General features: G+C 71.7%; 22 protein-coding genes. 14 read left to right on the plus strand and 8 right to left on the minus strand.

The window, feature by feature from the left end; translation table 11 throughout:
• Positions 1-29 precede the first annotated feature (29 nt).
• Complete coding sequence (locus tag F4558_RS28690) at positions 30-653, minus strand: CGNR zinc finger domain-containing protein (protein ID WP_053654426.1); 624 nt, start codon at positions 651-653, stop codon at positions 30-32.
• 91 nt (positions 654-744) lie between these two features.
• Between F4558_RS28690 and F4558_RS28695 the strand changes: the two genes are divergently transcribed.
• The 4 genes from F4558_RS28695 (at position 745) to F4558_RS28710 (ending at position 3553) form a co-directional block, all read left to right on the plus strand.
• Entirely contained in the window at positions 745-2010 is a 1266-nt protein-coding gene (locus F4558_RS28695; RefSeq protein WP_053654425.1) for an MFS transporter, read from the plus strand.
• Positions 2007-2405, plus strand: a complete 399-nt coding sequence (locus F4558_RS28700) for a helix-turn-helix domain-containing protein (protein ID WP_053654423.1) — start codon at positions 2007-2009, stop codon at positions 2403-2405. Before F4558_RS28695 ends, F4558_RS28700 begins: the two co-directional genes overlap by 4 nt.
• 35 nt (positions 2406-2440) lie before the next feature.
• Positions 2441-2860, plus strand: coding sequence for a VOC family protein (locus F4558_RS28705; protein ID WP_053655034.1), 420 nt, complete (start codon positions 2441-2443; stop codon positions 2858-2860).
• A 63-nt stretch (positions 2861-2923) separates the two neighbouring features.
• Positions 2924-3553 carry a histidine phosphatase family protein gene (locus F4558_RS28710; protein ID WP_053654421.1) on the plus strand — a complete coding sequence of 210 codons (630 nt, stop codon included), beginning with the start codon at positions 2924-2926 and terminating at the stop codon, positions 3551-3553.
• On the opposite strand, the gene F4558_RS28715 is transcribed toward F4558_RS28710, so the two are convergent.
• Entirely contained in the window at positions 3541-4098 is a 558-nt protein-coding gene (locus F4558_RS28715; protein WP_053654420.1) for a protealysin inhibitor emfourin, read from the minus strand. The two genes, F4558_RS28710 and F4558_RS28715, sit on opposite strands and share 13 nt — an antisense overlap.
• Positions 4099-4266: 168 nt before the next feature.
• On the opposite strand from F4558_RS28715, the gene F4558_RS28720 reads away from it, so the two are divergent.
• The 3 genes from F4558_RS28720 (at position 4267) to F4558_RS31330 (ending at position 9304) form a co-directional block, all read left to right on the plus strand.
• Positions 4267-6654 (plus strand): M4 family metallopeptidase, encoded by a 2388-nt coding sequence (locus F4558_RS28720; RefSeq protein WP_167946789.1) that lies wholly within the window; start codon positions 4267-4269, stop codon positions 6652-6654.
• A 137-nt stretch (positions 6655-6791) separates the two neighbouring features.
• Positions 6792-7565, plus strand: coding sequence for an enoyl-CoA hydratase/isomerase family protein (locus tag F4558_RS28725; RefSeq protein WP_167947721.1), 774 nt, complete (start codon positions 6792-6794; stop codon positions 7563-7565).
• A gap of 173 nt (positions 7566-7738) precedes the next feature.
• Positions 7739-9304, plus strand: coding sequence for a serine/threonine-protein kinase (locus tag F4558_RS31330; RefSeq protein WP_312877408.1), 1566 nt, complete (start codon positions 7739-7741; stop codon positions 9302-9304).
• A gap of 119 nt (positions 9305-9423) precedes the next feature.
• Here the strand turns inward: F4558_RS31330 and F4558_RS28735 are convergent, their stop codons facing one another.
• The 4 genes from F4558_RS28735 to F4558_RS28750 form a co-directional block, all read right to left on the minus strand.
• Entirely contained in the window at positions 9424-9867 is a 444-nt protein-coding gene (locus F4558_RS28735; RefSeq protein WP_053654411.1) for an HNH endonuclease, read from the minus strand.
• Between the two features lie 221 nt (positions 9868-10088).
• Positions 10089-11303: a hypothetical protein gene (locus tag F4558_RS28740; RefSeq protein WP_167946791.1), complete on the minus strand. Its 1215-nt coding sequence runs from the start codon at positions 11301-11303 to the stop codon at positions 10089-10091.
• Positions 11304-11369: 66 nt separating this feature from the next.
• Positions 11370-12923, minus strand: a complete 1554-nt coding sequence (locus F4558_RS28745) for an FAD-dependent oxidoreductase (protein WP_167946793.1) — start codon at positions 12921-12923, stop codon at positions 11370-11372.
• A 28-nt stretch (positions 12924-12951) separates the two neighbouring features.
• Positions 12952-13434 (minus strand): MSMEG_6728 family protein, encoded by a 483-nt coding sequence (locus tag F4558_RS28750; protein WP_167946795.1) that lies wholly within the window; start codon positions 13432-13434, stop codon positions 12952-12954.
• 95 nt (positions 13435-13529) lie between these two features.
• Between F4558_RS28750 and F4558_RS28755 the strand changes: the two genes are divergently transcribed.
• From F4558_RS28755 to F4558_RS28780, 6 genes are all read left to right on the plus strand, one after another.
• Positions 13530-15491, plus strand: coding sequence for a potassium channel family protein (locus F4558_RS28755; protein ID WP_053654403.1), 1962 nt, complete (start codon positions 13530-13532; stop codon positions 15489-15491).
• A gap of 77 nt (positions 15492-15568) precedes the next feature.
• The gene (locus F4558_RS28760; protein WP_053654401.1) at positions 15569-15859 is read left to right on the plus strand and encodes a type II toxin-antitoxin system TacA family antitoxin; all 291 of its coding nucleotides are present in this window, start codon (positions 15569-15571) and stop codon (positions 15857-15859) included.
• Positions 15856-16377: a GNAT family N-acetyltransferase gene (locus F4558_RS28765; RefSeq protein WP_053654399.1), complete on the plus strand. Its 522-nt coding sequence runs from the start codon at positions 15856-15858 to the stop codon at positions 16375-16377. The genes F4558_RS28760 and F4558_RS28765 overlap by 4 nt, the downstream gene beginning before the upstream one ends.
• A gap of 43 nt (positions 16378-16420) precedes the next feature.
• Positions 16421-19279, plus strand: a complete 2859-nt coding sequence (locus tag F4558_RS28770; protein WP_053654397.1) for an AfsR/SARP family transcriptional regulator — start codon at positions 16421-16423, stop codon at positions 19277-19279.
• Between the two features lie 30 nt (positions 19280-19309).
• Positions 19310-20293: an ATP-binding cassette domain-containing protein gene (locus F4558_RS28775; RefSeq protein WP_053654396.1), complete on the plus strand. Its 984-nt coding sequence runs from the start codon at positions 19310-19312 to the stop codon at positions 20291-20293.
• Positions 20290-21075 (plus strand): ABC transporter permease, encoded by a 786-nt coding sequence (locus F4558_RS28780; protein WP_053654394.1) that lies wholly within the window; start codon positions 20290-20292, stop codon positions 21073-21075. The genes F4558_RS28775 and F4558_RS28780 overlap by 4 nt, the downstream gene beginning before the upstream one ends.
• A gap of 9 nt (positions 21076-21084) precedes the next feature.
• On the opposite strand, the gene F4558_RS28785 is transcribed toward F4558_RS28780, so the two are convergent.
• The gene (locus F4558_RS28785) at positions 21085-22332 is read right to left on the minus strand and encodes an APC family permease (protein WP_053654392.1); all 1248 of its coding nucleotides are present in this window, start codon (positions 22330-22332) and stop codon (positions 21085-21087) included.
• A gap of 11 nt (positions 22333-22343) precedes the next feature.
• On the minus strand, positions 22344-23081 hold the full coding sequence (locus F4558_RS28790; RefSeq protein WP_197281506.1) for a phosphatase PAP2 family protein: 738 nt from the start codon (positions 23079-23081) through the stop codon (positions 22344-22346).
• A 119-nt stretch (positions 23082-23200) separates the two neighbouring features.
• Here F4558_RS28790 and F4558_RS28795 point away from each other — a divergent pair, with 119 nt between their 5' ends.
• Positions 23201-24424, plus strand: coding sequence for a DUF4032 domain-containing protein (locus F4558_RS28795; protein WP_053654390.1), 1224 nt, complete (start codon positions 23201-23203; stop codon positions 24422-24424).
• The last annotated feature ends 7 nt before the right edge of the window (positions 24425-24431 follow it).

A 24431-nucleotide genomic window follows, 5' to 3' on the forward strand; every position in this document is an offset into this window, starting at 1 on the left:
GTTCGATCCCGGCCGGGGCTCCAATTCCATCAGGCTTTTTCCGACCTACGTCGCCGCGCGGCGACGTAGCGGCGCATCTTCTCGGCAGTGCCGCAGTCGTCCATGCTGCACCAGCGGCGACTGCGGTTCTTGCTCTCATCGTGGAAGAGGAAGCGACAGCCTCCGCATCCCTTGATCCGGTCCAGTGCTCCCGCGGTGAGGAGTTGGACCGCCGCGTGCACCACTGGCCGTAGGGGCCGGGCAAGCGTCTGGTCATCTCGCCATACCCACGCGAACGTGCTCCCGCCTTCGAGCTGCGCGTGGCCGAGAGCGTCCGCTTCGTCGTCTCGCAGCCGCGCCAGCGCGGCCGTGCTCGGCGCGCCTCCGGCGGCCAGCGGCCGGAATATCTCGTCGAGGTAGTCGCGGGTGCTCAGCGCTCGTGAAAAGGCGGCGTGGGCACCGTCTGGGTCGTTTCGCGACAGTCGGCGTAGCGCCGTCGCCTCGGTTTCGGTGAGGGTGCCCCCGTGCACGCCCCAGGCGACCAGCTCCGGATAGCCCGTGAGTACGTCGTCGTCCGAGGGGCCGACGGGTGGGCCGGTGCGGGTGTTGACGAAGTCCAGGGCGAGGTTGCCGCCCACCAGGTGCATCCGCGTCACGTCCTCGGCTGTTTCCATCAAAACCAACTTTACCAGTTGACCCTCATCGAAGGCCTCGCTAGCTTGTTTCTCGCGTAAGCAATTTAGCCGGTAACAGTTGGAGGGGTGGATGGTCCACTGGCGAGCAGTCGGAGCGCTGATCGGCTTGTCCGGCGGGACGTTCCTCTACACCACCGCCGAGGCGCTGCCGATCGGCCTGCTGCTCCCGATGGCCGCGGACCTCGCTGTCGCACCGTCGCAAGTGGGCATGCTCGTCACCGCGTACGGCGCGGTGGTGGTTGTCGCCTCGATTCCGTTGACGGCCCTGGCCAGGAGGATTCCGCGTCGACGACTTCTGTCGGCGCTCCTGGCCGGCTTCGTCGTCAGCACCGCGATCACTGTGTTCGCGAGTACGTTCGCGCTGCTGCTGGCGGCCAGGATGGCAACAGCGGCGACGCATGCGTTGTTCTGGGCCGTTGTGGTGCCGGCCGCGGCCGAGTTGTTCCGACCCGGGCTACGCGGTCGGGTGGTGGCGATCGTGTTCGCCGGCGGCAGCGTCGCTCTGGTCATGGGGGTGCCTGCGGGCACCTGGCTTGGTGAACGCGCGGGCTGGCGGGTGTCGTTCCTGTCGGTCGCCGGGCTCGGCGCGGTCGTGCTCGTCGCGGTGGCGTCGCTCCTGCCCTCCGCGCCGCCCGATCAGGGGCACGCCGCCCGGGGCGCTACACCCGACGTCCACCGCTTCTGGCTGCTGGTCGCTGTGGCGATCCTGACGACCGCAGGTGCCATCGCGGCCTACACCTATGTCGCCCTCTTCGTCACCGAGGTCAGCGGGTTCCCCGCCTCGGCGGTCGGGGTCATCCTGCTGGCGCGCGGTGTCGCCAGCGTGCTCGGGATCCTCGCTGTCGGAGCGGTGGTGGACCGCAGCCCGTGGCTCGCCCTGGTCGCGACCGTCGCGCTTCAGTCGGTGGCACTGCTCGGGCTGTACGCGATCGGCCACCGCCCAACGGCTGCCGTGGGCCTGCTCGCTCTGGCCGGACTGGCGTTCGCGGCGTTCACAGCTGTGCTCGGTGGCGTCGTCCTCCAGGTGGCGCCCGGGCGCTCCGACCTCGCGGCCGCCACCGTCTCTGCCGCTGTGAACGTCGGCATCACCGGTGGCGCCCTGGTCGCAGGCCTCGCGCTGCCGAGCCACGGCGTGCACAACACGGTGCTGCTCGGCGCCCTGCTAGGCGTCGTCGCTCTGATGGTCATCGCCGCTGGCTTCACCGGACTGGGTCGCCGCCGGCGCGTACGCGCAGCAGCGCCGACCGCCGCAGTCCCAGTTCAGCTGACCGAGTTGTGCAGTCCTGCCGGTAGCCTGGGGTCGGGCAACGAGCCGAGCGGGACGGGGGTCCGATGAGTCGCGCGGTGGAGCAGTCGAACCGGGCGATGCTGCGTGCCCGGGACGCGATGGACCGGGCGTACGCCCAGCCGTTGGACATCCCGGCGTTGGCCCGGATCGCGCACGTCTCCGAGGCCCACTTCATCCGTACGTTCCGGACCACCTTCGGCGAGACGCCGCACCGCTATCTGCAACGTCGTCGGGTGGAGCGGGCGATGTCGCTGCTCGTGGAGACCGACCGGGACGTCACCGACATCTGTTACGCGGTCGGCTTCAGCAGCCTGGGCACGTTCAGCCGCACGTTCCGGCAGATCGTCGGGGAGTCACCCACGAGCTTCCGTCAACGGGCGACACCGACCAATGTGCCGTCCTGCTTCACCAAGGCGTGGACCAGACCTGTCAGTTTTGGATAAGCAGCAGCTCAGGGGCGACCTCTAACGTCATGGGCATGACGATGAACGCGATCAGCCGCTCCCAGATCTACGTCCTGGACCAGGACGAGGCACTCGACTTCTACGTGAACAAGCTCGGCATGGAGGTCAACACCGACCAGGACCTCGGGTTCATGCGGTGGTTGACCGTCAACCTGCCCGGCGACCCCGAGCGGGAGATCCTGCTGGAGAAGCCGGGCCCGCCGGCACTGGACCCGGCCACCGCCGAGCAGGTCCGGGAGCTGCTCACCAAGGGCGCCCTGGGCGGATACCTCTTCATGACCACTGACGACGCCCGCAAGACGCACGAGGATCTCGTGGCGAAGGGTGTCGAGATCACCGACGAGCCGACCGAGCGTCCGTACGGGATCGACTTCGGTATCCGGGATCCGTTCGGCAACCGGATCCGCATCGGCCAGATGTTCCCCCGGTCGTAGGGGCGAGCCACAGCGGAGGGCGCGGGGCGATCCCGCGCCCTCCGCTGTGTTGGGGTGTGGGGTATGCGGACACGGCTGCTGTACCTGACCCGACACGGCGAGCAGGATCTGACCGGGCCGGGCGAGCCGGACACCGGCCTGTCGGAGCGCGGTCGGCGGCAGGCCGCGTTGCTCGGCGAGCGGCTGCGGGGCCGCTCGTTCGCCGCCGTCCACCACGGGCCGCTGCTCCGGGCCGCCCAGACCGCCGAGCTGGTCGCGCAGTCGCTGCCCGAGGTCCCGGTGTACGCCACGGAGCTGGCCGGTGACCACCTGCCGCACGACACGGATCCGGCTGGCCTGCCGCAGGCGTACGCCGAATTCCTTGCCGGGTTCTCGGCGGCCGAGAGGGCCGACGGGCCGCGGGTGACGGCGGCGGCGGTGCGGCGGTTCGCCGGCCCGGTCAGCGCGCAGGCCGCCGGGGACGAGCCGGTTCGTGAGCTGGTCGTGACGCACAACTTCCTGATCGCCTGGCTGGTGCGGCACGCCCTCGACGCGCCGGAGCGCCGGTGGCTGGGTTTGAACCTGCACAACGCGGGTCTGACAGTGATCCGGTACGGCCCTGCGGGGCCGCCGAGCCTGGTCGCCGTCAACGACGTGGCGCACCTGCCTCTGGAGTTGCGGGGCACCGGCCTGCCGGCGGACTACCTGGTCTGAGTGTCGGTGGCGCGCAGCAGCAGTTCGACGAGCGCGCGGGTTGCCGGCGGTGGTGCGGGGTCGGCGGGGCAGTCGACGTACCCGGTCTCGATGGTGCCGACGGTCAACCGGTAGCTGAAGGCGTCGGCGCAGCTTGTCGTGCTCGTGCCCTGGCGGGCCTCGGTGGTGAGCCGGGGGTCGGCGGCGAGCCCGCGTAGGCGACCGAGGTCGGCGGGGGCGAGTTGGCCGGTACGCCGGCTGCCGGCCCGGTCCACAGCCGTCCACCGGCCGTCCGGCTCGACTGTCACCTGGTCGCCGCGACCGGCGAAGCCGCCGGAGCGGAACAGCAGCACGCGCGCGGGCGAGCTGTCGGTGGCACCGGAGGCGGTCGGTGTGGGTGCCGCGGTGGCGGGGACAGCGGACGGCGGAACGGCCGTGGCCGTGGTGCCGTCGGCGGTGGTCGACGGCTGAGCCTGGGGGGTGTCGGCCTGGTCGGTGCTGGTGCAGCCGACCAGGAAAGCGGCCAGGAGCGCGATCGTGGCACCGGCTGTCGAGGCGGGTCTCATGTCCGTCGGACGCGCGAGGTGGGTCGTTGGTTCCCTTGTCAAGGCACTCATCCGTTCGGCCAGTGTCGATGTCTGAGAACGGTTCAGCTCTTCTCTTTTCGTCGACACATGGCTATATCTACATGCGTGACTACCCCCGTCACACTCTTTCTCCTTCCAGGAGGGCACGTGAAAAGATCCGTCGCCGCCGTCAGCGCAGCGCTGCTCACCAGCGGCCTGCTGACCTGTGTCGCCACCGCGGCACAAGCGGCTCCACCCACCGCCCCCGCGCCGGGCGCCTCCGCCGCGGCCCAGGCGGCGAGCGTCCTGCGAACGAACCCCGGCGCAGTCCAGGGTTCGAGCGCCGAGTCCTACCAGGTGCAGAGCACCAAGGTGGACGCCTCCGGCGCGGCGCACACCCGTTACACCCGGACCTACCAGGGCCTTCGGGTGTACGGCGGTGACTTCGTCATCCACACCGCACCCAACGGCACCTACGCCGGCAGTTCCGTCGGACTCGCCGCACCGCTGACCGTCGCCACCACGGCCAAGGTCACCGCCGACGCGGCAAAGAAGGCCGCCCGCGCCGAATTCACCGGCAAGGCGGAAGCGGTAGGCGCACCCGAGCTGTTCGTCGACGCCAGCTCCGGCAAGGGTCGACTCGCCTGGGAGACTGTGGTCAGCGGCTGGCAGCCCGACGGGCAGACCCCGTCCCGGCTGCACGTCATCACCGACGCCGTCACCGGCGCGGCAGTGGGGTCGTACGACGAGATCGAGTCGGTGGTCGGCAGTGGCCAGGGCATCTACAGCGGCTCGGTCAGCATCGACACGACGCTCTCCGGCAGCACGTACCAGATGATCGACCCGTCGCACGGCAACGGCCGTACCTGCGACATGAACAACGGCACGTCCTCCTGCACCACACTTACCGACGCCGACAACGCGTGGGGCACCGGTGCCGCCTCCAACCGGCAGTCTGCCGCTGTTGACGCGCACTTCGGCGCAGCCAAGACGTTCGACTACTTCAAGAACGTGCACGGCCGCAACGGCATCTTCGGCAACGGCAACGGCGTGCCGAGCCGGGTGCACTACGGCAACAACTACGTCAACGCCTTCTGGGACGGCGCCCAGATGACCTACGGCGACGGCTCGGGCAACTCCCGGCCGCTCGTCTCGCTGGACGTGGCCGGGCACGAGATGAGCCACGGCGTCACCGAGGCGCTGGCCGGCCTGGTCTACTCCGGCGAGTCCGGTGGCCTCAACGAGGCCACAAGCGACATCTTCGGCAACATGGTGGAGTTCTACGCCGCCGCGCCGAGCGACCCGGGCGACTACCAGGTCGGTGAGAAGATCAACATCAATGGCAACGGTACGCCGCTGCGCTACATGTACAACCCGTCGCTGGACGGCTCGTCCGACAGCTGCTGGTCCACCAGCACGAAGAACAAGGACGTGCACTACTCCTCCGGCGTCGCCAACCACTTCTTCTTCAACCTCGCAGAGGGCACGGGCGCCACGTCGTACGGCACCTCTCCCGTCTGCGGCTCCGCTCCCGCGGTGACAGGCATCGGCCGGGTCAAGGCCGAGAAGATCTGGTACCGGGCGCTGGACGTCTACTTCACCTCCAACACGTCGTACGTCAACACCAGCAACCCGGCGAACACCGCCCGCGCCTACAGCCTGCGGGCGGCCACCGACCTGTACGGCAGCTGCTCCACCGAGTACAAGGCCGTGCAGGCCGCCTGGACCGCGGTGAACGTGGCCGGCAGCGACTCGAACTGCTCGACCGGAAACGACTTCTCGGTGTCGCTCTCGCCGACCGCCGGCTCGGTCAACCCGGGCAGCTCGGTCTCCACCACCGTGGCGACCGCCACCACCAGCGGTACGGCGCAGACCGTGACGTTCTCCGCGTCGGGCCTGCCCAGCGGGGCGACCGCCGCGTTCAGCCCCGCCTCGGTGACCTCGGGCGCCTCGTCCACCCTCACCATCAGCACCTCGGCGAGCACCTCACCCGGCACCTACTCGATCACCGTCAACGGTGCCGGGGCTGTCACCCGCAGCGCCACGTACTCGCTGACAGTGAACGGCACCGGTGGCGGCTGCACCGCGCCGGGCCAGAAGCTGGCCAACCCGGGCTTCGAGTCCGGCGCGACCGGCTGGACGGCCAGCTCCGGCGTCATCACCAACTCCAGCAGTCAGGCGGCCCGCACCGGGTCGTACAAGGCGTGGCTGAACGGGTACGGCAGCACCCGCACCGAGACGCTCGCCCAGTCGGTGAGCCTGCCGGCCGGTTGCTCGTCGTACGCGTTCAGCTTCTGGCTGCGCATCAGCTCCGCCGAGACCACCACCAGCGTGGCTTACGACAAGCTCAACGTGCAGGTGCTCAACTCGAGCGGAACCGTTCTGGCCACCCTGGCGACCTACTCGAACCTGAACAAGGGCACCAGTTACAGCCAGAAGTCCTTCTCCCTGGCCGCGTACGCCGGCCAGACCGTCAGCCTGAAGTTCACCGGCATCGAGGACTCCTCGCTGCAGACGTCCTTCGTGGTCGACGACACGGCGCTCAACGTCTCCTGACCTGAGCTGACACGCAAGGGCCCGGCGGCCACCCCTCACGGGTGGTCGCCGGGTCCGCGCCGTTATGGTCGCCGCACCGCCGTGTGCCGGCGGGTCGGATCGGCGGCGTACGCCCCCGGACGGCTGACGCGGAAGGGGTGGACGTGTCGGACGCGGAGTTGACAGTCGAGGTGACCGGTCCGGTGGCGACCGTGGTGATCCACAACCCGGCTCGCCGTAACGCGATGACGGCGGCCATGTGGCGGCAGTTGCCCGAGCTGCTCGACCGGTTGGAGCCCGACCCCGACGTACGCACGCTGGTGCTCACCGGCGCGGGCGACGCCTTCTGCGCCGGCGCCGACCTCGGTGACCTGGCCGAACTGCTGGACGCGGGCGACGCTAGCATCGCGGTGACAGCCGAGGAACGCCTGGCCAGTTTCGCCAAGCCGACGGTGGCGGCCATCCGGGGTGCCTGCGTCGGAGGTGGCGCCCAGCTCGCGGTGGCCTGCGACCTGCGGATAGCGGCGGACGACGCCCGGTTCGGCGTACCGCCGGCCCGGCTCGGCCTGGTCTATCCGGCCCCCACCACCCGCCGGCTGGCCCGGCTGGTCGGCCCATCCGCCGCCAAGCACCTCCTGTTCACCGCCGACCTCGTCGACGCCGAACGTGCCCTGCGGATCGGCCTGGTCGACGAGGTACTGCCCGCCGGCCAGCTCGCCGCGCGGGTGGACGAACTCACGGCCACGATCGCCCAGCGCTCGCCGCTGAGCGTCGCAGCAGCCAAGGAGATCGTCGACGACCGGGCCGGACCGGCGCGGATCGCCTGGTGGCACCGGAAGGTCGTGACCACCGGCGAGGCCCGGGAGGGCGTGGCGGCGGTCGCCGAACGCCGGACGCCCCGCTTCGCCTGGCATGCCCCGACCGACAACTGAGCGTCTCGGCTGCGGCGGCGGGTGCTGGACGGAGTGGGCACCTGCCGGGCCGCCGGAGCCTTTCCGCGAGTTCTGCCAGACCTGACCGCCCGACGGCCGCCGTCGATTTCACGTATTGCGAAACCTCGATCCTGGGTGGTGTCGGCTCGGGCCTGTGCGGCAGGCTGTCGGTCGTGCAGCGTGATCGGTTGCTTGCGGGCCGCTACCGGCTCCTGGAGCGTCTCGGCAGTGGCGGCATGTCCGCGGTGCACCGGGCGTACGACGAGGTGCTCGAACGCGACGTGGCGGTCAAGGTACTGGTCGTCTCGGGCACCGACGGCAGGCGTCGGATCCGGGCCGAGGCCAAGGCGGCGGCCCGGCTGTCGCATCCGCACGTCACAAACGTCTACGACTACGGGGAGTCGTCGCTCGACGGTGCCCTGGTCCCGTTCGTGGTGCTTGAGCTGCTCGACGGCCACACCCTCGAACAACGGCTGGATGCCGGGCCGCTCCCGCCCCGCGCCGGATTGCGGGTCTGCGCCGAGGTGGCGTCGGCGCTCGCGGCCGCGCACGCCCAAGGGCTGGTGCACCGCGACATCAAGCCGGGCAACGTGATGCTCACCCCCGCCGGGGCGAAAATGCTCGATTTCGGCATCGCGGCCGCCGTCGGCGACCCGGAGATCGACTTCGAAGGGCGGCTGCTCGGTACGCCGGCCTACCTCGCCCCGGAGCGGTTGGCCGCAGGCGAGGTGCTGCCGGCCTCCGACGTGTACGCCCTCGGCCTGCTCCTGCACCGGGTGCTCACCGGTCGGCTGCCCTGGGCCGACGAAGCGCAGGTCGGGATGCTGCGCGCGTCCGAGCACGTCGAGCCGGACCCGCTGCCCGATATCGATGCGGTGCCGGCCGAGGTCCAGCGGCTGTACCGCTGGTGCCTGGCCCACGACCCGACCGACCGGCCGCCGGCCGCCGAGGCGGCCCGCATCCTGCTTGTCGCCTCCCGAGCGGCGGATGCCGTCAGCGGTGAGGTCGGGACGGCTGTCAGCGCCGCCGAGCCGGCGTCGGCCACTGTCGCCCAGGGCGGCGAGCCCGCCGAGCCGAAGCGAGTTGCGGCAGCCGATCCGACCGAGCAGGCCGAGCCGAGCGGGCTTGCCGGGGCGAGCGGGCGGCAGGGGCTGTGGCGTCGGCGGCGGGCCATCGTGGCTGTCGGCGGCGCGCTGATCGCGGCCGTGGCGATGGCCGGGTCCCTTGGCGACTCGCACAATCGTCGACAGGGGCGGGGCGCGCCGCCGACAGGCGCCGGCCCGGGCACCACATCGGTGGGGTTTCCAGGCACCGCCGAATCGGCCGTTGCCACAGACCCACGACCGTCCGCCGTTCCGTCGGCCAGTAGCACCTCGCCCGTCCCCCGGCCCGGCCCTCCGAGCAGACCGGGACGGACGGCCGCCCCGAGCCCGACCGCCGCACCGAGCCCGTCCGTCACCATCCCAGGGCCCGCACCGACAGGGGCCGCCTCCCCGCCCACCTCGTCCTCTGGCGTACCGGTGGAGGCGCGTGGCGGGACGGTAACCGTTCGCTGTGTCGGAAAGCTGGTCGAGGTGCTCGCGGTGACGCCAGCATCCGGCTACCGGGCGGAGACGTACGACCCGGGACCGGCCAGGCAGGTCCGGATCGAGTTGGAGTCCGCCGGGAACCGCAGCGAAGTCCGGGCGCGCTGCCCCAACGGCCGTCCGAAACCGACGGTCAAGGAACGCGCCTCCTAGACGAGATCGCATCCCTCGCGGGCGTTTGCAGCGACGGCACGCCCCTGGACCAGGGGCCGGCGGGTGCCGCGCCGAGGACGTACCTCGATGCGGCCCCCCGTTCCCGCCGGCCCGGTCGGTCACCGCGCGGCCAGCGCCGACCAGCCCGGGTTCACCGGCTCCCGGCGCAGCGGCATGGCCGCCTCCGCCGGAGTCCGGTCGCCCTTGCGCTGGTTGCAGGCGTAGCAGGCGGCGGTCGTGTTGCGCCAGGTGTTCCGGCCGCCGCGCGAGCGGGGCAGGATGTGGTCGATGGTCGACGCGGGACCGCCGCAGTACGCGCAGCAGCGGTTGTCGCGGCGCAGCACCCCGGCGCGGGACCAGGCTGGCCCGGCGCCGAACCGCCACCGGGTGACCACGTAGCGGACCAGCCGCACCACCCGGGGCATCGGGAAGACACCGATGACCTGGTCCGGCTCGGCCTCGTGGATCTCGGCCACCCGGCGGCAGAGCATCCGTACGGCGTGTTGAACGGTGACCCGGTGCAGCGGGCCGAGGTCGGCGTTGATGACGAGGACGGCGTCCACCGGGATCTCCTTTCAGAGGCGTACTGATCCGGACAGCGAAGAGCCGCCCGGTCCTGCTGTCGGACGGGGCGGCTCAGCGCGTTCGGGTACGCGTCAGTCGGGCCGGCCTGCCCGGGGACCTTCCGCTCGGCAACCGCCGACGGGCAGCACCGACGACGACACGGTGGTGACGTGCCACATCGTCATGATCTGCTCCCGCGGTGGTGGTTGACCTTGCGCGATCACGGTAGGTCGGCGGGGGACAGAGGGGCAACGTATTTCGATCGGCCCTCCGGCGACTCGGGACGTCGCTGACGACGGGTCCGGGGAGCGGTTCCCACCGAGCGGCGGGCGATGGCCAGCGGCCGGTCCAGCCGGAGTGCCATCCGCGCGGTGAGTTCGCTGTCCAGCAGGGGCCGGTTGACCTCGGCGGCGACAGCCAGGGCCGGGCCGGAGACGGAACGCCAGATCGCGGCCAGGCCGGCGCCGAGGCCGAGCAGGGCGACGGCGGCCCTGGTGGTGGGCGAACCGGCCGCCGCGGCGGCGCTCACCCCGACCACGGCGAAGAGGACCACAAGCAGGGGCACCAGCACCGGCCAGAAGATGCCCCGGGCGGCCTGGGCCACCAGCCGCCGGTCGCGGATGATCAGGTTGCGGGCGACCACCGCGTAGTCCTCCTCGTCGAGCAGGTCGCGGGGATGCAGGCCACCGGTGAGTACGCCGCGCCACAGGTCACCCTGGTTGCGCAGCTCGCGACTCAGCTCGGCGGCGTCGGGCTCGGTCGGGTCACCCCGCCCGGCCCGCTCCACCACGACCGCCCACGCGGACAGCGAACGGCGTACCACTGCGGCCGAGTACGGCGGCAGGACGCTGGCCAGCTCGTCCAGCCAGCGGCTGAGCTGGATCTGGCGGCCGTTGAAGCGGCGCAGCAACTGGGTGGCGTCGCCGGGCCGGACGGTGTCGGCCAGCGACCGGCCGAGACGGTAGGCCAGCCCGATCCGGAGGTTGGTGGCCATCGCCCACCGCAGCACCTCCACGTTGAGGTCGTCCAGGGCGAGCAGTAGCGATTCGAGGTCGAGAAGTCCGGGTTGGTCCAGGTCGGGCAGCCGGTCCAGCTCGGGGAGCCGGGCGCGGGCGGCGGACGTGTCGGGCAGTTGCCCGGCGTGCCGGGTGAGCGCGGCGATCTGGGCCAGCGCGACGTCGACCCCGTCCAGGTACATCCGCATTCGGCGCGGTGTCGACATCTCGGTCAGGTTGGAGAGCTTGGCCGGCGGGTGGGTGGCGACGGCAGGGGAGGGCTCGGCGTGCTGGCCGTGGTGGTACGCGTCGGCCATCCACCAGCCCAGCCGCAGGGCGGTGACGACGCAGGCGCGCTCGTCGCGGAGCAGCGGGTACGCGTCGTCCCGGCCGGTGTCCTCGGCCAGCGGGAGGTCGCCGGCGCGGTGCAGTGGTGACATCGCCGCTGCCCTCCCGCCCGACCGATCGACGGATGATCATTCGAGCGTACGGCAGCACTCTGTCGCTTATATTGGTTTTTGTCGGTTTGGAGTGGGCCGCCCGGCGAGCAGCCCTCGGGGCCGGATCGACCGCACCGGCTCGGCAGCAGCGCCCTCGGCGCGCAGGATGTGGTTCGCCGCGATGATCCCGGTGGCCGCGGAGCGTTCCATGAGAGCGCTCGGGAAGTCCGTGGCGATGCCGTCGCCGGCCAGGTAGACGCCTGTGGCCTCGGTGCGTACCCCTGGACGCCATGCGTGGCTGCCCGGCGTGAATGCCGGCGCCTGCGCCTCCACCCGGGCGCGCAGCTCGCGGACCCGCAGATCGGCGGCCTCCGGCCAGAGCGTCACCAGCTCGCGGCGCATCCGTTCGGCCAGCTCGTCGGCAGGTACGTCGGGTTCGCAGGCGTACGCGTGCAGCTCGACGACCGACCCGCCGGTCTGCCGCGCCCAGCGGCGCGACTCGTTCTCCAGCCGGTGGTAGAGCGTCACCGAGTTCAGTGTGGGCTGACGGGACACACCGCTGAAGACCGCCCGCTCGTCGGACACGTCCCCGTCGCACCAGTACCGTGCCACCGCGTACGGCGGGCCGGGCGTGCCGAACGCGGGCATCCGCTCCGCCAGCTCCGGTGCCTGCTCGACCAGGTCGGGAGAGGCCGCCACCAGCGCGGCCAGGGCCGGCGGGTCCACCGCGAGCACCACGTGGGCGGCCGAGTGACTGCCGCCGTCGGTGGTGTTCACCCGCCAGCCGTCGGCGTCACGGTGCACACCTGTCGCGCCGGAGCTGACGCGCACCTGGCCGCCGTGCTTCTCCACGTGCCGGGTCAGCGGCTCCCAGATCGCCGTGGCGTAATCCTCGTCGGGGCAGTCGAACGCCAGCCCTTCCGGGTTGCCGAGCAGATAGAAGTGGAACTGGGCGACCATCTCGGCTGCCGACATCTCCGCCTCGTGGTTGAAGAACGAGTGCGAGAAGACCTCGAACAGCATGGCCCGCGCCCGGTCCGGCAGCCGCAGTGACGCCAGCAACTCGTCGGCGGTGCGGTCGTCCAGTTCGGCGTAGGTGCGTACCGGGTCGTAGCTGAGCAGCGGCAGCGCGGCGTCGCGGTCCATCGACCGCAGGTCGGACAGGCGCAGGCTTGGGCTGCGCAGCAGCAACGCCAGAAGGTTGGCCGGCGGTGCCGGCGGCAGCTTGCCGAACTCCTCCGTCGGCCACTCTGCACTGAGGATCGGATAGCCCGGAATGGGCTTGAGAAACCTCAGGTCCGTGTCGATGCGGCGGAGGATGGACCGCCAGTTGTAGTACTGCCGGAAGAACGCGTGGAAGCCGTGCTCGTTCTGCTGGCTGCCGTCGGCGAGCGCCTCCGGCCACGCGCCGAGCCGGCCACCCACTGTCGGCGCGGCCTCCAGCACCGTCACCGCCACACCCCGCTCGGCCAGCACGACCGCCGCCGACATGCCGGCGATCCCGCCACCCACCACCACCGCCGACACCTGTCGCGGTACGCGGTCCGCGCCATCGCCGCCCGGGTCCACCACGTGCTGACGTACGCCGATGAGCCGACCCACCACTCGCGACAGTGCCACGGGCACCTCCCTCTCCCGCCAGTCTCCCCTAAGGCAGGCAGTGGCGCGCTCTGTCGGAGGCCGGCCAGACGTACTCCAGGTCCGTCGGCACGTCCGGGCCGAAGATCGGGCCGTAGTGCTCCGGGTCCTTGCGCAGCAGCGACGAGCGGTGGCTGAGGTGCAGGTCGTCGCGGCCCAGCCAGGGCGGCAGCTCACCGGCCCGGGTCAACTCATCCTGGGTACGGATCACCCCGGGGCCGCAGGCGGCGGCGAGGTCCACGGCCAGCGTGGCGGCACACGTGTCGGCCCGGCCCGGCTCGGTCCAGACCGCGCACATGTCCAGTCCGTAGCGGGTTAGCGCCTCCTCGTACCCGGCCCACATCTTCACAGCGGGGTGGTTGCGCCAGCCGTACCCGGGGCGGGTCAGCCCGCGCAGCACCTGGATGGCCTCCACCCGCTGCTTGCCCAGCCGCCTCTGGTCCAGCGTGCGGGCGCTGGCCAGAAAGTCCGGATACGGGAGGAAGGTCTGCATGGCAGGGCTCTACCCGGCACGGGGGGCTGGCATGCCTGGCCAGGGATGATCCGGACGGGGTCGCCCAGCGTGGTAGTGCTGACTACGATCCGGGCATGGCTGAGCCGTGGCGGGACCGGGCGCGACGGGCGGTCGAGTGGAACTGGCGACTACGGGCCGCCGGGGATCCCCGCCCGCACTACGTGATCTGCGGCCGGGACGCGCTCGCCTACTACGTCGCCCGCGCGATCCTCGAATCCGAGCTGCCCGTCGGCGGAGCCCGGGTGACAGTCGTGGTGCCGGAGCGTTATCCCCGCAACGCAGCTGACGTGGCAGCGTTGCGCGGGGTCCGGGTGGTCCGTTCCGACCGGCTGGACGTGGCCACCTTCGAGACCGCCGGGCTTGCCGGTGCCACCGGGCTGGCCCTGCTGCACCAGGACGACGTGGGCAACCTGCATGCCGCGCTGTGCGCACAGGCCGTCGACCAGCGGGTCCGCCAGGTGCTGCGCATGTTCAACGGCACCCTCGCCGACGGCGTACGCAAACTGCTCAAGGCGCCCGTCGAGGTGCTCTCCGACGCCGAGATGGCCGCGCCGGCCTTCGTGGCCGCCGCGCTCGGCGAGGTCGACCCCAGCTCCTTCCAGCATCGGGACAAGACGCTGCGGGTGGCCCGGCGGGCCGACGTCCGCCCGCAGGACGTGGTGTGCGCGCTGGCCCACGTCAGTGAGGAGCAGGGTGTCGAGCTGCTGCCTGCCGAGCAGGCCGGCGCGGACCTGGTGTTGGCCGAGGCCACCGGTCAGCCGCCGGGCACGGAGGTCGCCGCCCGGCGGCTGGTCCGCGCCCGGCGGCGGCGTCGCCCGGTGGCGGTGCTGATGCGTGCGGTACGCGGCTTCGCCACCCGCAAGATCGGCGTGGCCGTGATGCTGGTGCTCGCTGTGATCGCGGTACTGGGGGCACTGATCTCCCGCGCCGAGGGCGTCTCCCCGGCGGAGGCGCTGTACCTGACGCTTGTCACAACGCTCAGCGGCGCCGACCCGGACACCGGCAAGCCACCCGACGCGCAGATCATGCAGGTGGTGCTCAACCTGGCCGGCCTGGCGCTGATCCCGCTGATCACCGCCGTGGTGGTCGACGGCATCGTCAACGCACGGCTGGCCCTGCACACCGGCCGGCAGCAGCCGGCCCGGGCGGGGCACGTGGTGGTGATCGGCCTGGGCAACGTCGGTACCCGGGTGATGGCACGCCTGCGCGAGTACGACGTCGAGGTGGTCGCCATCGACAAGGACCCGGAGCCGCGCGGCGGTGCCCTCGCCCGGCAACTGGAGGTGCCGCTGATCGTCGGCGACGCCGCCCTGCCCGAGACGCTCATCTCCGCGTCGGTGGCCGACTGCCAGGCGCTTGTGGTGGCGTCCACAGACGATGTGGCGAACCTGGAGGCGGCACTGACCGCCCGGGACCTCCGCGACGACCTGCGGGTGGTGCTGCGCCTCCTCGACGGCGACTTCGCCGCGCGGGTCGAGGAGACCCTTGCCCTCGGCGTGTCCCGATCGGTCTCCTACCTGGCCGCGCCGGCCTTCATCGGTGCCCTCACCGAACGCGCTGTCATCACCACGATCCCTGTCGACCGGCACGCGCTGCCGGTCGCCGAGGTGCCTGTCGCCGCAGGCTCCGAGTTGGACGGCCGCCCCCTGAGCTCGGTCAGCCGGGACGGGCAGGTCCGCCTCATCGCCCGGACTCCGGCCGGTGGGGGCAGGACGATCTGGTGGAAGGACCTCGACCCCCGACAGGTGATCTTCGCGGGTGACCGGCTCACAGTGGTCGCCCGCCGACGCGGCCTGGACTGGCTGACCGGTCAGTGCGCCCCGCCGGCCCCGGTCTCCCGGCCGACTGAGTCGGTCCATGGCGGAGTGCACAGCCCAGCGGCGACGGCCCCCGTGGTGCCGGGCCAGGCAGGTGCGGGGGTCGACACGACGCACCCCGTTCATCCGGCCGGAGATCTGCCCTCGACGACCAACGGCGGTCTACCTGACGAACCCGAGGTGGCCCGTCGACATGACGGGACCGGCGAGGTGAACTGACGGCGCCCGGTGAGCCCGGGCCGACGTTGTCCAGCTACTCGACTTGCGATGGCGTACATTGTGCGTACACTCGGGCTGTGAGTGCTAAGGCAGAGCGACTGCACCTGCGGGTCGACCAGCAGCAGAAGGCGTTGCTGGAGGCGGCGAGTCAGGCGTCCGGGGACAGCGTGTCGACGTTCGTGTTGAAGGCGGCGACCGAAGCCGCGGCGGATGTGCTCGCCGACCGGCGGGTGTTCGTGCTGGACGAGGACGCCTGGCGCGTCTTCGATGAGGCGTTGCAGGAGCCGGCGCAGGACGTCGCCGGGCTGCGGGAGCTGTTGACCGGTCCAACGGTGCTCGACCCGCCGGCAGATGGTGCGTCGCGGTGAGATCCCGCTTCTCGGCCGTCGAGCCGCTGTCGGCCGAGTCCGCAGTGACCGGGTTCGACTGCGGCTCCCGCGCACAGTCGGTGTGGCTGGTCGAGCATGCCCTACAAAGCCACCGAGCGGGCTTGTCCCGGGTGTACGTGGTGCGTGACAACGAGCACCCGGATCAGCGAGTGGCCGGCTACTACGCGCTGGCTGCCGGTAGTGTCGCTCCCGCCGATGCCTCGCCTCGCCTACAGCAGGGGGCCGGCCGCTACCACCAACCGGTGGTGATCCTGACTCGGCTCGGAGTCGACCGCAGCGCCCAGGGCGTCGGTCTTGGTCGAGCGCTTGTGGTCGACGCCCTGCGGCGTATCGCCTCCGCCGCCGAGGTCATCGGCGTACGCGCCGTGCTCATTCACTGTGAGACAGACGCTGCCCGCGACTTCTACCAGCGGCTGGCCAAGTTCGAGGCCAGCCCCACCGACCCCATGCACCTGCTGCTGCTGATGAAGGATCTCCGCCGGGCGCTGAGCGGCTGACCGATCCGCAGGAACCGGCCGACACTGAGCGACAATCCATGGCATGCGTTTCCGCGTCCTCGGGCCGACCAGGGTGCTGCTTGCCGACGGGCGAGAGCTTCCCGTGGGCGGTCCTCGGTTGCGCGCGCTCCTGGCGCTCCTCCTGCTCAATGCGGGCCGCATCGTTCCCGCCGAGCGGCTGATCGACGGCCTGTACGGCGAGCACCCACCCCATGGACCGGCCAACGCGCTCCAATCCCAGGTGTCGCGGCTGCGTCAGGCCCTGCCCGCAGAGGACGCCCTGGTTGAGTTTCACCAGGCCGGCTACCGCCTGGCGGTGGATCCCGAGGACGTCGACGCGTACCGGTTCGAGCGCCTCGCCGAGTCGGGGCGCCGCGCGCTCGCCGCTGGTGACTGGTCCCACGCGGCGGCTGTGTTGCGCGAGGCGTCGGAGTTGTGGCACGGCCCTGCTCTGGCCGATGTGCTGAACGCGCCAGCGCAGGCGGCACGGCTGGACGAGCTGCGGCTGGCCGCCGTCGAGGATCGGATCGAGGCGGAGCTGGCGTTGGGCGGGCACAGCGCGCTGGTCGCGGAGCTGCGGGAGCTCGTCGTCGCGCATCCGCTGCGGGAACGGGCGCGAGGTCAGCTCATGCGCGTCCTGTCCGGGCTGGGCAGGCCGGCCGAGGCGCTCGCCGAGTTCGAGGACGCGCGGCGCACGCTCGCCGAGCAGCTCGGCGTCGATCCTTCGGTGGAGCTTGCCGCGATCCATCTGGCGGTGCTGCGCGGTGAGGAACGCCCGGCGACCGAGCAGGCGCTCCCGAGCCAGCTCACCACCTTCGTCGGGCGGGAAGAGGAGCTGAAGCGCGTTGGTGACCTGCTCAGCGAGCGGAGACTTGTCACCCTCACCGGCCCCGGGGGAGCCGGCAAGACGCGGTTGGCGATCGAGGCGGCGGGCCGGGCCGGCGGGGAGGTCCGTTTCGTCGAGCTGGCCGGGCTGACCGACGGGTCGGACGTACCGCAGGCGGTGTTGAGTGCGCTCGGCCTGCGCGACGCGGGCCTGCGCGCCCCGGCCGAGCACGGCCGACATCCGACCGATCGGCTGGTCGAGGCGCTGGCGCAGCGGCGGCTGCTGCTCGTACTCGACAACTGCGAGCACGTCGTCGCCGACGTGGCCCGGCTTGCCGCACGGATGCTGAGCGCCAGCCCGTCGCTGCGCGTCCTGGCCACCAGCCGTGAACCGCTCGGGCTGGCCGGCGAGGCGTTGTGCCCGCTGTCCGGGCTCACAGTGCCGCCGCCCGACGTCCCGGCGCTGGCCGTCGACGACTACGCGGCGGTGCGGCTGTTCGCCCAGCGGGCCGCCGACGTCGTACCCGGCTTCGCCGTCACCTCGGCAAACGCCGAGGCGGTGCTGTGCATCTGCCGCACCCTCGACGGCCTGCCGTTGGCCATCGAGCTGGCCGCCGCGCGGCTGCGGGCGCTGCCCGTCGCCGAGGTGGCCGTCCGCCTCGACGACCGGTTCCGGCTGCTGTCGGTGGGCAGCCGGGCCGCCCCGCCGCGACACCGGACGCTGCGCGCGGTTGTCGAGTGGAGCTGGGACCTGCTCGACGACGACGAACGGAGGCTGGCCCGCCGGCTGGCTGTCTTCGCCGGCGGTGCCACGCTGGAGGCGGCCGGGCGGGTCTCCGGCCTGCCCACCGCCGAGCTTGTCGACGCGCTGACCGGTCTTGCCGACAAGTCCTTCGTGGAGCTGACCGGCGGCCGCTACCGGATGCTCGAAACCGTGCGCGCGTTCTGCGCCGAACGGCTCGCCGAGGCCGGTGAGGCCGATCAGCTGCGGCGCGCGCACACCGCGTACTTCCTGGAGTTCGCCTGGACCGCCAGTGACCACCTGCGTGGGCCGGACCAGGTGCGCTGGCTGCGACGGCTCGACGCCGAACGGGACAACCTGCACACGGCGCTGCGTCGTGCCACAGCTGCCGGTGACACGGCCGAGGCGGCCGGGCTGGTCGCGGCCCTGTCGTTCTACTGGTGGCTGCGCGGCATGCGCGGGGAGGGTGCCCGGCTGGCCGCCGCCGTCCTCGACCTGCTCGGCACCGAGGAGCCGCAAGAGCTGGGCGAGGAGTACGCCCTCTGCGTCTACAACGCCTCGCTCGGAGGGTTCGGCCAGCTGTCGTCCCTCGGGTCGGAGCAACCGCTGCTCTACGGCCTCGACCGACTGCCCCGACAGCCCTTCCTGCTGTATCTGTCGGGGATCTCGAACGGACCGCCGGCCGGCGGTGTCGAGGACGTCGACGACCTCATGCGGCACCTACGGCGGCTGGCCGGGCCGGACGTCTGGATCAACGCGCTCGGCACGATGGGGCTCGGCTCGGCGCAGATGTCGACAGGCCAGTGGGAGCAGGCCAGGGCCTCGCTCGTCGTCGCGCTCGACGGTTTCCGGAGCGCCGGAGACCGGTGGGGGGCCATGATCACACTCGGCGCGCTCGGCGAAGTCGCCGCCTGGCAGGGCGACCCGGACACGGCGAGCGACCTGCTTGACGAGGCAATGGACCTGGCCGAGCAACTGGGATCGGTCGTCGACCGGGCCGACATGATGCGTACGCGGGGCGAGATACGGCTGCGCGCCGGTGACCTCGTGGCGGCGCACAACGACTTCGCGGAAGCGCTGCACCTCGCCCAGCGCAGCGGCGCGCCGGAGTTCGTGTCCGCCTCCCGGCTCGGCCTCGCCCGGGTGGCACAGCTGCGCGGGGACCTCGCCGAGGCCCGGCGGCTCTGCGAGGCGGCGCTGGTCGGCGGGCTCACCGGCTGGTACGTCGGGGAGGCCACCCGTACGGAGATCATGCTGGTGCTCGCGCAGATCGCCGAGGCAGAGCAGACGGCCGCGACAGTGCCTGGCCAGCCGCCGTCAGCGGACGGTGCGTGAACGGTCAGCGCCGCCAGGCACCGTCGTGGCATGACGACATTCGAAGTGGTCGCCGAGGGGCTGGGCAAGCGGTACGGCCCGACCCTCGCGCTCGACACGTTCGACCTGGCCGTGCCGACCGGTACGGTCCACGGGCTGCTCGGTCCGAACGGCGCGGGGAAGACGACTGCGGTACGTATCCTCGCCACGCTGCTGCGGTTCGACACCGGCCGGGCGACAGTGGCCGGCTTCGACGTGGTGCGTCGACCCGACGAGGTGCGTGCCCGGATCGGGCTGACCGGGCAGTACGCGGCGGTCGACGAGATCCTCACCGGCCGGCAGAACCTGGAGTTGTTCGGTCGACTGTTCCGGCTCGGCCCGAAGGCAGCCCGCAGGCGCGCCACCGAACTGCTGGAACGGTTCGGGCTCGACGAGGCGGCGGGCCGGTCCGCCGGTGAGTATTCGGGCGGGATGCGCCGTCGGCTGGATCTTGCCGCCAGCCTGATCCGTACGCCGCGTGTGCTCTTCCTCGACGAACCGACGACGGGCCTGGATCCGCGTAGCCGCAACCAGGTGTGGGACCTGGTCCGCGCCCTGGTGGCGGAGGGAACCACTGTGCTGCTGACCACGCAGTACCTGGAGGAGGCCGATCAGCTCGCCAACCGGATCTCGGTGATCGACGCCGGGCGGGTGGTCGCCGAGGGCTCGCCGGACGAGCTCAAGTCGATGACCGGCGGTGACCGGATCGAGGTGGTGGTGCGGGACGCGGCGCAGTTGGCCGGGGCGGAGCAGATCGTGGCCCGGGTGTGCGGCGTGCAGCCCGAGCGGGATACGGAGATCCGCCGGGTGAGCGCGCCTGTCGCCGACCGGGTCGCCGGCCTGATCGACGTGGTGCGGGCGTTGGACGACGCAGGCATCGCTGTCGAGGACATCGGTCTGCGCCGCGCGACGCTTGACGAGGCGTTCCTGTACCTGACCGGGCACCGGCCCGACGGGGTGCGCGGGCCGGCCGCACGAGAGGCGGCGGTGGCATGACGACGGCGGTGACCGACGGCTGGACGATGACCAGGCGGAACATGACCCACGTGGTCCGCGCGCCGGAGGAGCTGATCCTCTACTTCTCGTTGCCGATCATGTTCGTGCTGGTGTTCGGGTACGTGTTCGGCAGCGGCATGCAGGTGCCAGGTGGCGGCAACTACCGCGAGTTCCTGCTCCCGGGGGTCTTCGTGATGACGATGTTGTACGGCCTCGGCGCCACCGCTACCGGTGTGGCGCTGGACCTCAACCGGGGCGTCGTCGACCGGTTCCGGTCGATGCCGATGGCGCGTTCCGCCCTGCTGGCCGGTCGTAGCGCCGCCGACCTCATCCGTGCCCTGCTGGAGATGTCCACACTGTTGGTCTGCGGCCTGCTCGTCGGCTGGCAGTGGCGCGACGGCGTGGGGCGGGCGCTGCTCGCGGTCGGGCTGCTCCTGCTGCTGCGTGTCGCGATCACCTGGGCCGGCATTTATCTCGCGCTGCTGGTCCGCAACCCGGACACGGTAGGCGTCATCGTCTTCCCTGCGGCGTTTCCGCTGACCGCCCTCTCCAACGTCTTCGTGGCGCCCGAGTTGATGCCGCGGTGGATCGGTGCGGTAGCGGAGTGGAACCCCCTGTCGGCGACGGTGGCGGCGATCCGCCACCTGTTCGGCAATCCGGGTCTGGGCGGCGATTCCTGGCCTGCGGAGAACGCCATCATGCTGGCGGTGCTGTGGCCGGTGGTCCTGATCGCGGTGTTCGCGCCGCTGGCGGTGCGCCGCTACCGGCGGCTGAGCCGCTGACAGTGGGCCCTACTCCGGTCGGCGGCGGGCACCAAGCGCCAGGTACCCGACGACACCGGCGGCGAGCACCCCGAAGCCCGCCACGACGCTGCCAAACGGCAAGTTGACCGCGAGCAGCAGGCAGCCGACAAGCCCCAGGCCGGCGAGGACGCGGACTGGCAGTCGCCGGTCCGCGTCCCGGCCCAGGGTCAGCGCCGCGGCGTTGGTGATCGCGTAGTAGACCAGCACCGTGCAACTGGAGAAGCCGATCGCGTCGCGTACGTCGCCGAGCAGCACCACCACGATCACCACGGCGGCCACTGCCAGTTCGGCGCGGTGCGGCACCTGGTGCACCTGGTGCACGGCGGCAAGCGCCCCGGGCAGGTCGCGGCGGCGGGCCATCGCGAGGGTGGTCCGTCCGACACCGGCGACCAGGGACAGCAGCACGCCGACGACCGCGATGGTCGCCCCGGCGCGGACCACCCAGGCAAGTCCGGGCAGTCCGGCGGCCGTCACGACGTCGACAAGGGGCGCTGCGGAGTCGGCAAGCCGGTCGGCGCCGAGCACGCCGAGCGTGACCACTGCCAGCACAAGGTAGATAGCGAGCACCGCGCCGAGCGCCAGCGGCACCGCGCGGGGAATGGTCCGCCGCGGGTCGCGGACCTCCTCGCCGAGCGTGGCGATCCGTGCGTACCCGGCGAACCCGAAGAACAGCAGCCCGGCGGCGGTGAGCACGCCCCGACTCGACCCGCCGGAGTCACCGAGCCGGTCCAGATCCAGACCGCCTCCACTGACGCCGACGACAGCCACCAGTGCCAGCACCGCGAGCACCACAGCGACCAGCACCTTCGTGGCGGTGGCCGTCTTGCCGATGCCGCGCAGGTTCACGGCGGTCACCGCGAGCACCGCGCCGACGGCGACGAGACGGGCCTGCCCCGGCCACAGGTACGCCCCGATTGTCAACGCCATCGCCGCGCAGCTCGCCGTCTTGCCGACCACGAACCCCCAGCCGGCCACGAAGCCCGCGAGCGGCCCGAGGCGTTCCCGGCCGTAGACGTAGGTGCCGCCGGACTCCGGGTAGCGGGCCGCCAGCCGGGCCGAACTCGTCGCGTTGCAGTAGGCGATGAACCCGGCAAGCAGCAGTGCGGGCAGCAGCCCGGCGCCGCCGGCCGCCGCGGCGGCCGGGCCGAAGACCACGAAGACGCCCGCGCCGAGCATCGAGCCCAACCCGATGACAACCGCATCGGGTACGCCGAGCCGCCGCGCCAGTTGACCCACGAGCCGAAACCTTAGGGGTACGAGGTGAACGGCCGGTCCCATTCGCGTAGCCGCCCGGGGAGCGGCAGACCATCCCAGGGCACCCGGTGCAGCAGCCGGTCCAGCAGCAGCCCGAGCAGCAGCCCGGCCACCGAGTCGGTAAGCCAGTGCCAGCCCAGGTAGGTGGTGGTGGTGAGGACGACAAGCGGCGGCACCACCCGGATCACTGTGACCAACCGGGTCGGGAGCTGCCGGCCGAAGGTGCGCGCGAGCGGGGCGAGCAGCAGCGCGATGACGCCGTACCAGACGATGGCGTTGGCGACGTGGCCCGACGGGTAGGACTGGGCGAACCGGACCGGCAGGTCGTCGTGGAACAGGGGCAGCGTCTGCTCGGGAGGCAGGAACGGCTCCTTGACGCTGGCGCTCGGCGCGGCGCGGGCGGTCCACACCTTGAGTGGACCGATCGTCAGGTACGTCAGCACGAACCCGACGACGGGCGGCAGCAGGGGGCGTACCGAGCGGAGCCGGACGGCCAGCAACACACCCAGCCCGGCGGCGATCAGGGTCAGCGGCGTGCCCTGGCCGAGCAGGTTGAACACCCGCGCCACCCAGTACGCGACAGCCGGCCGGTGCCCGTCGGCCCAGTCGGCGACCGCCCGGTCCAGCCCGAAAAGCTGGTCGGCGGCGAGCGCGACGGTCAGCCCGACCAATCCGGCCAGCAGCAGGGCGTCGAACCACCAGCCGGCCGGCCGGACGGGGCGCAACCGCAGCTCACGTCGTACCCCCGAGGTTTTGAGCACGGCGACCACGCTACCGGCCCGGCGGGCGGCCCGGTGTTCGGCGCTGTGGGCCGAGCCACGATGTGCGGCGGATGCGGGGGCGAACCGTCATGCTTGTGCCCGTGCGGATCACCTCTGCCCTCGTCGATCCGGCGCTGCTCGACCTGCCCTGGTCGACACCGCTGGAGGAGTGGCCTGCCCAGCACCTGGTGGCCCTGCCGCAGGGCATCTCGCGGCACATCGTCCGGTTCGTCCGGCTCGGCGACTACGTGTACGCGTTCAAGGAGACCCGCGAGCGGATCGCCGAGCGGGAGTACGACCTGCTGCGGGCGCTGGAGCGGATCGACTTCCCGTCGGTGGAGGCGGTGGCGGTGGTCGCCGACCGGCAGACCGACGACGGGGAGCCCCTCGAATCGGTGCTGATCACTCGGCACCTTCAGTTCTCCCTGCCGTACCGGGCGCTCTTCTCGCACACCCTGCGCCCGGAGACGATGAGCCGGTTGTTGGACGCGCTCGCAGCCCTGATCGTGCGGATGCACCTGACCGGCTTCTTCTGGGGCGACTGCTCGCTGTCGAACACGCTGTTCCGCCGGGACGCTGGCGCGTTCGCCGCCTACCTGGTGGACGCGGAGACGGGCGCCCTGCACAACTCGCTCTCCAACGGTCAGCGCGGCGAGGACCTGGAGATCGCCCGGGTGAACATCTTCGGCGAGGCGCTCGACCTTCAGGCCGCCGGCCTGCTGCACGAGTCCATCGACCCGGAGGTGGTCTGCGAGGAGGTCGTGCAGCGCTACGAACGGCTCTGGCACGAGATCACCTACGAGCAGGCGATCGAGCGGGAGGCCCGGCACGACATCGAGGGCCGCATCCGCCGCCTCAACGAGCTGGGCTTCGACGTGGCCGAGGTCGCCATGTCGACGATCGAGGGCGGGCGCTACCTGGTCCGCCCGAAGGTCGTCGACGCCGGCTACCACACCCGGCGGCTGCTGCGCCTCACCGGCTTGGACGCCGAGGAGAACCAGGCCCGCAAGTTGCTCAACGACCTGGACGCCTACCGGGCGGAGAGCGACCTGATCGACGAGCAGCAGGCGGCACACCGCTGGCTCACCGAGGTCTTCGAGCCGGTGGTCCGGGCCGTGCCCGCGCACCTACGCCGCAAGCTGGAGCCGCAGGAGCTGTTCGCGCAGATCATCGAGCACAAGTGGCTGCTCTCCGAGCAGGCCGGCCGGGACGTCGGGATGCGCCACGCCGTCCAGTCGTACCTGGCCGACGTGCTTGTGCACCGCCCCGACGAGCAGGCAGTCCTCGGCGTCGAGGTCCCCACCGCAGGCTGATCCGCGT

This window comes from Micromonospora profundi (assembly GCF_011927785.1).
In the GTDB taxonomy this organism is placed as follows: Bacteria; Actinomycetota; Actinomycetes; order Mycobacteriales; family Micromonosporaceae; genus Micromonospora; species Micromonospora profundi.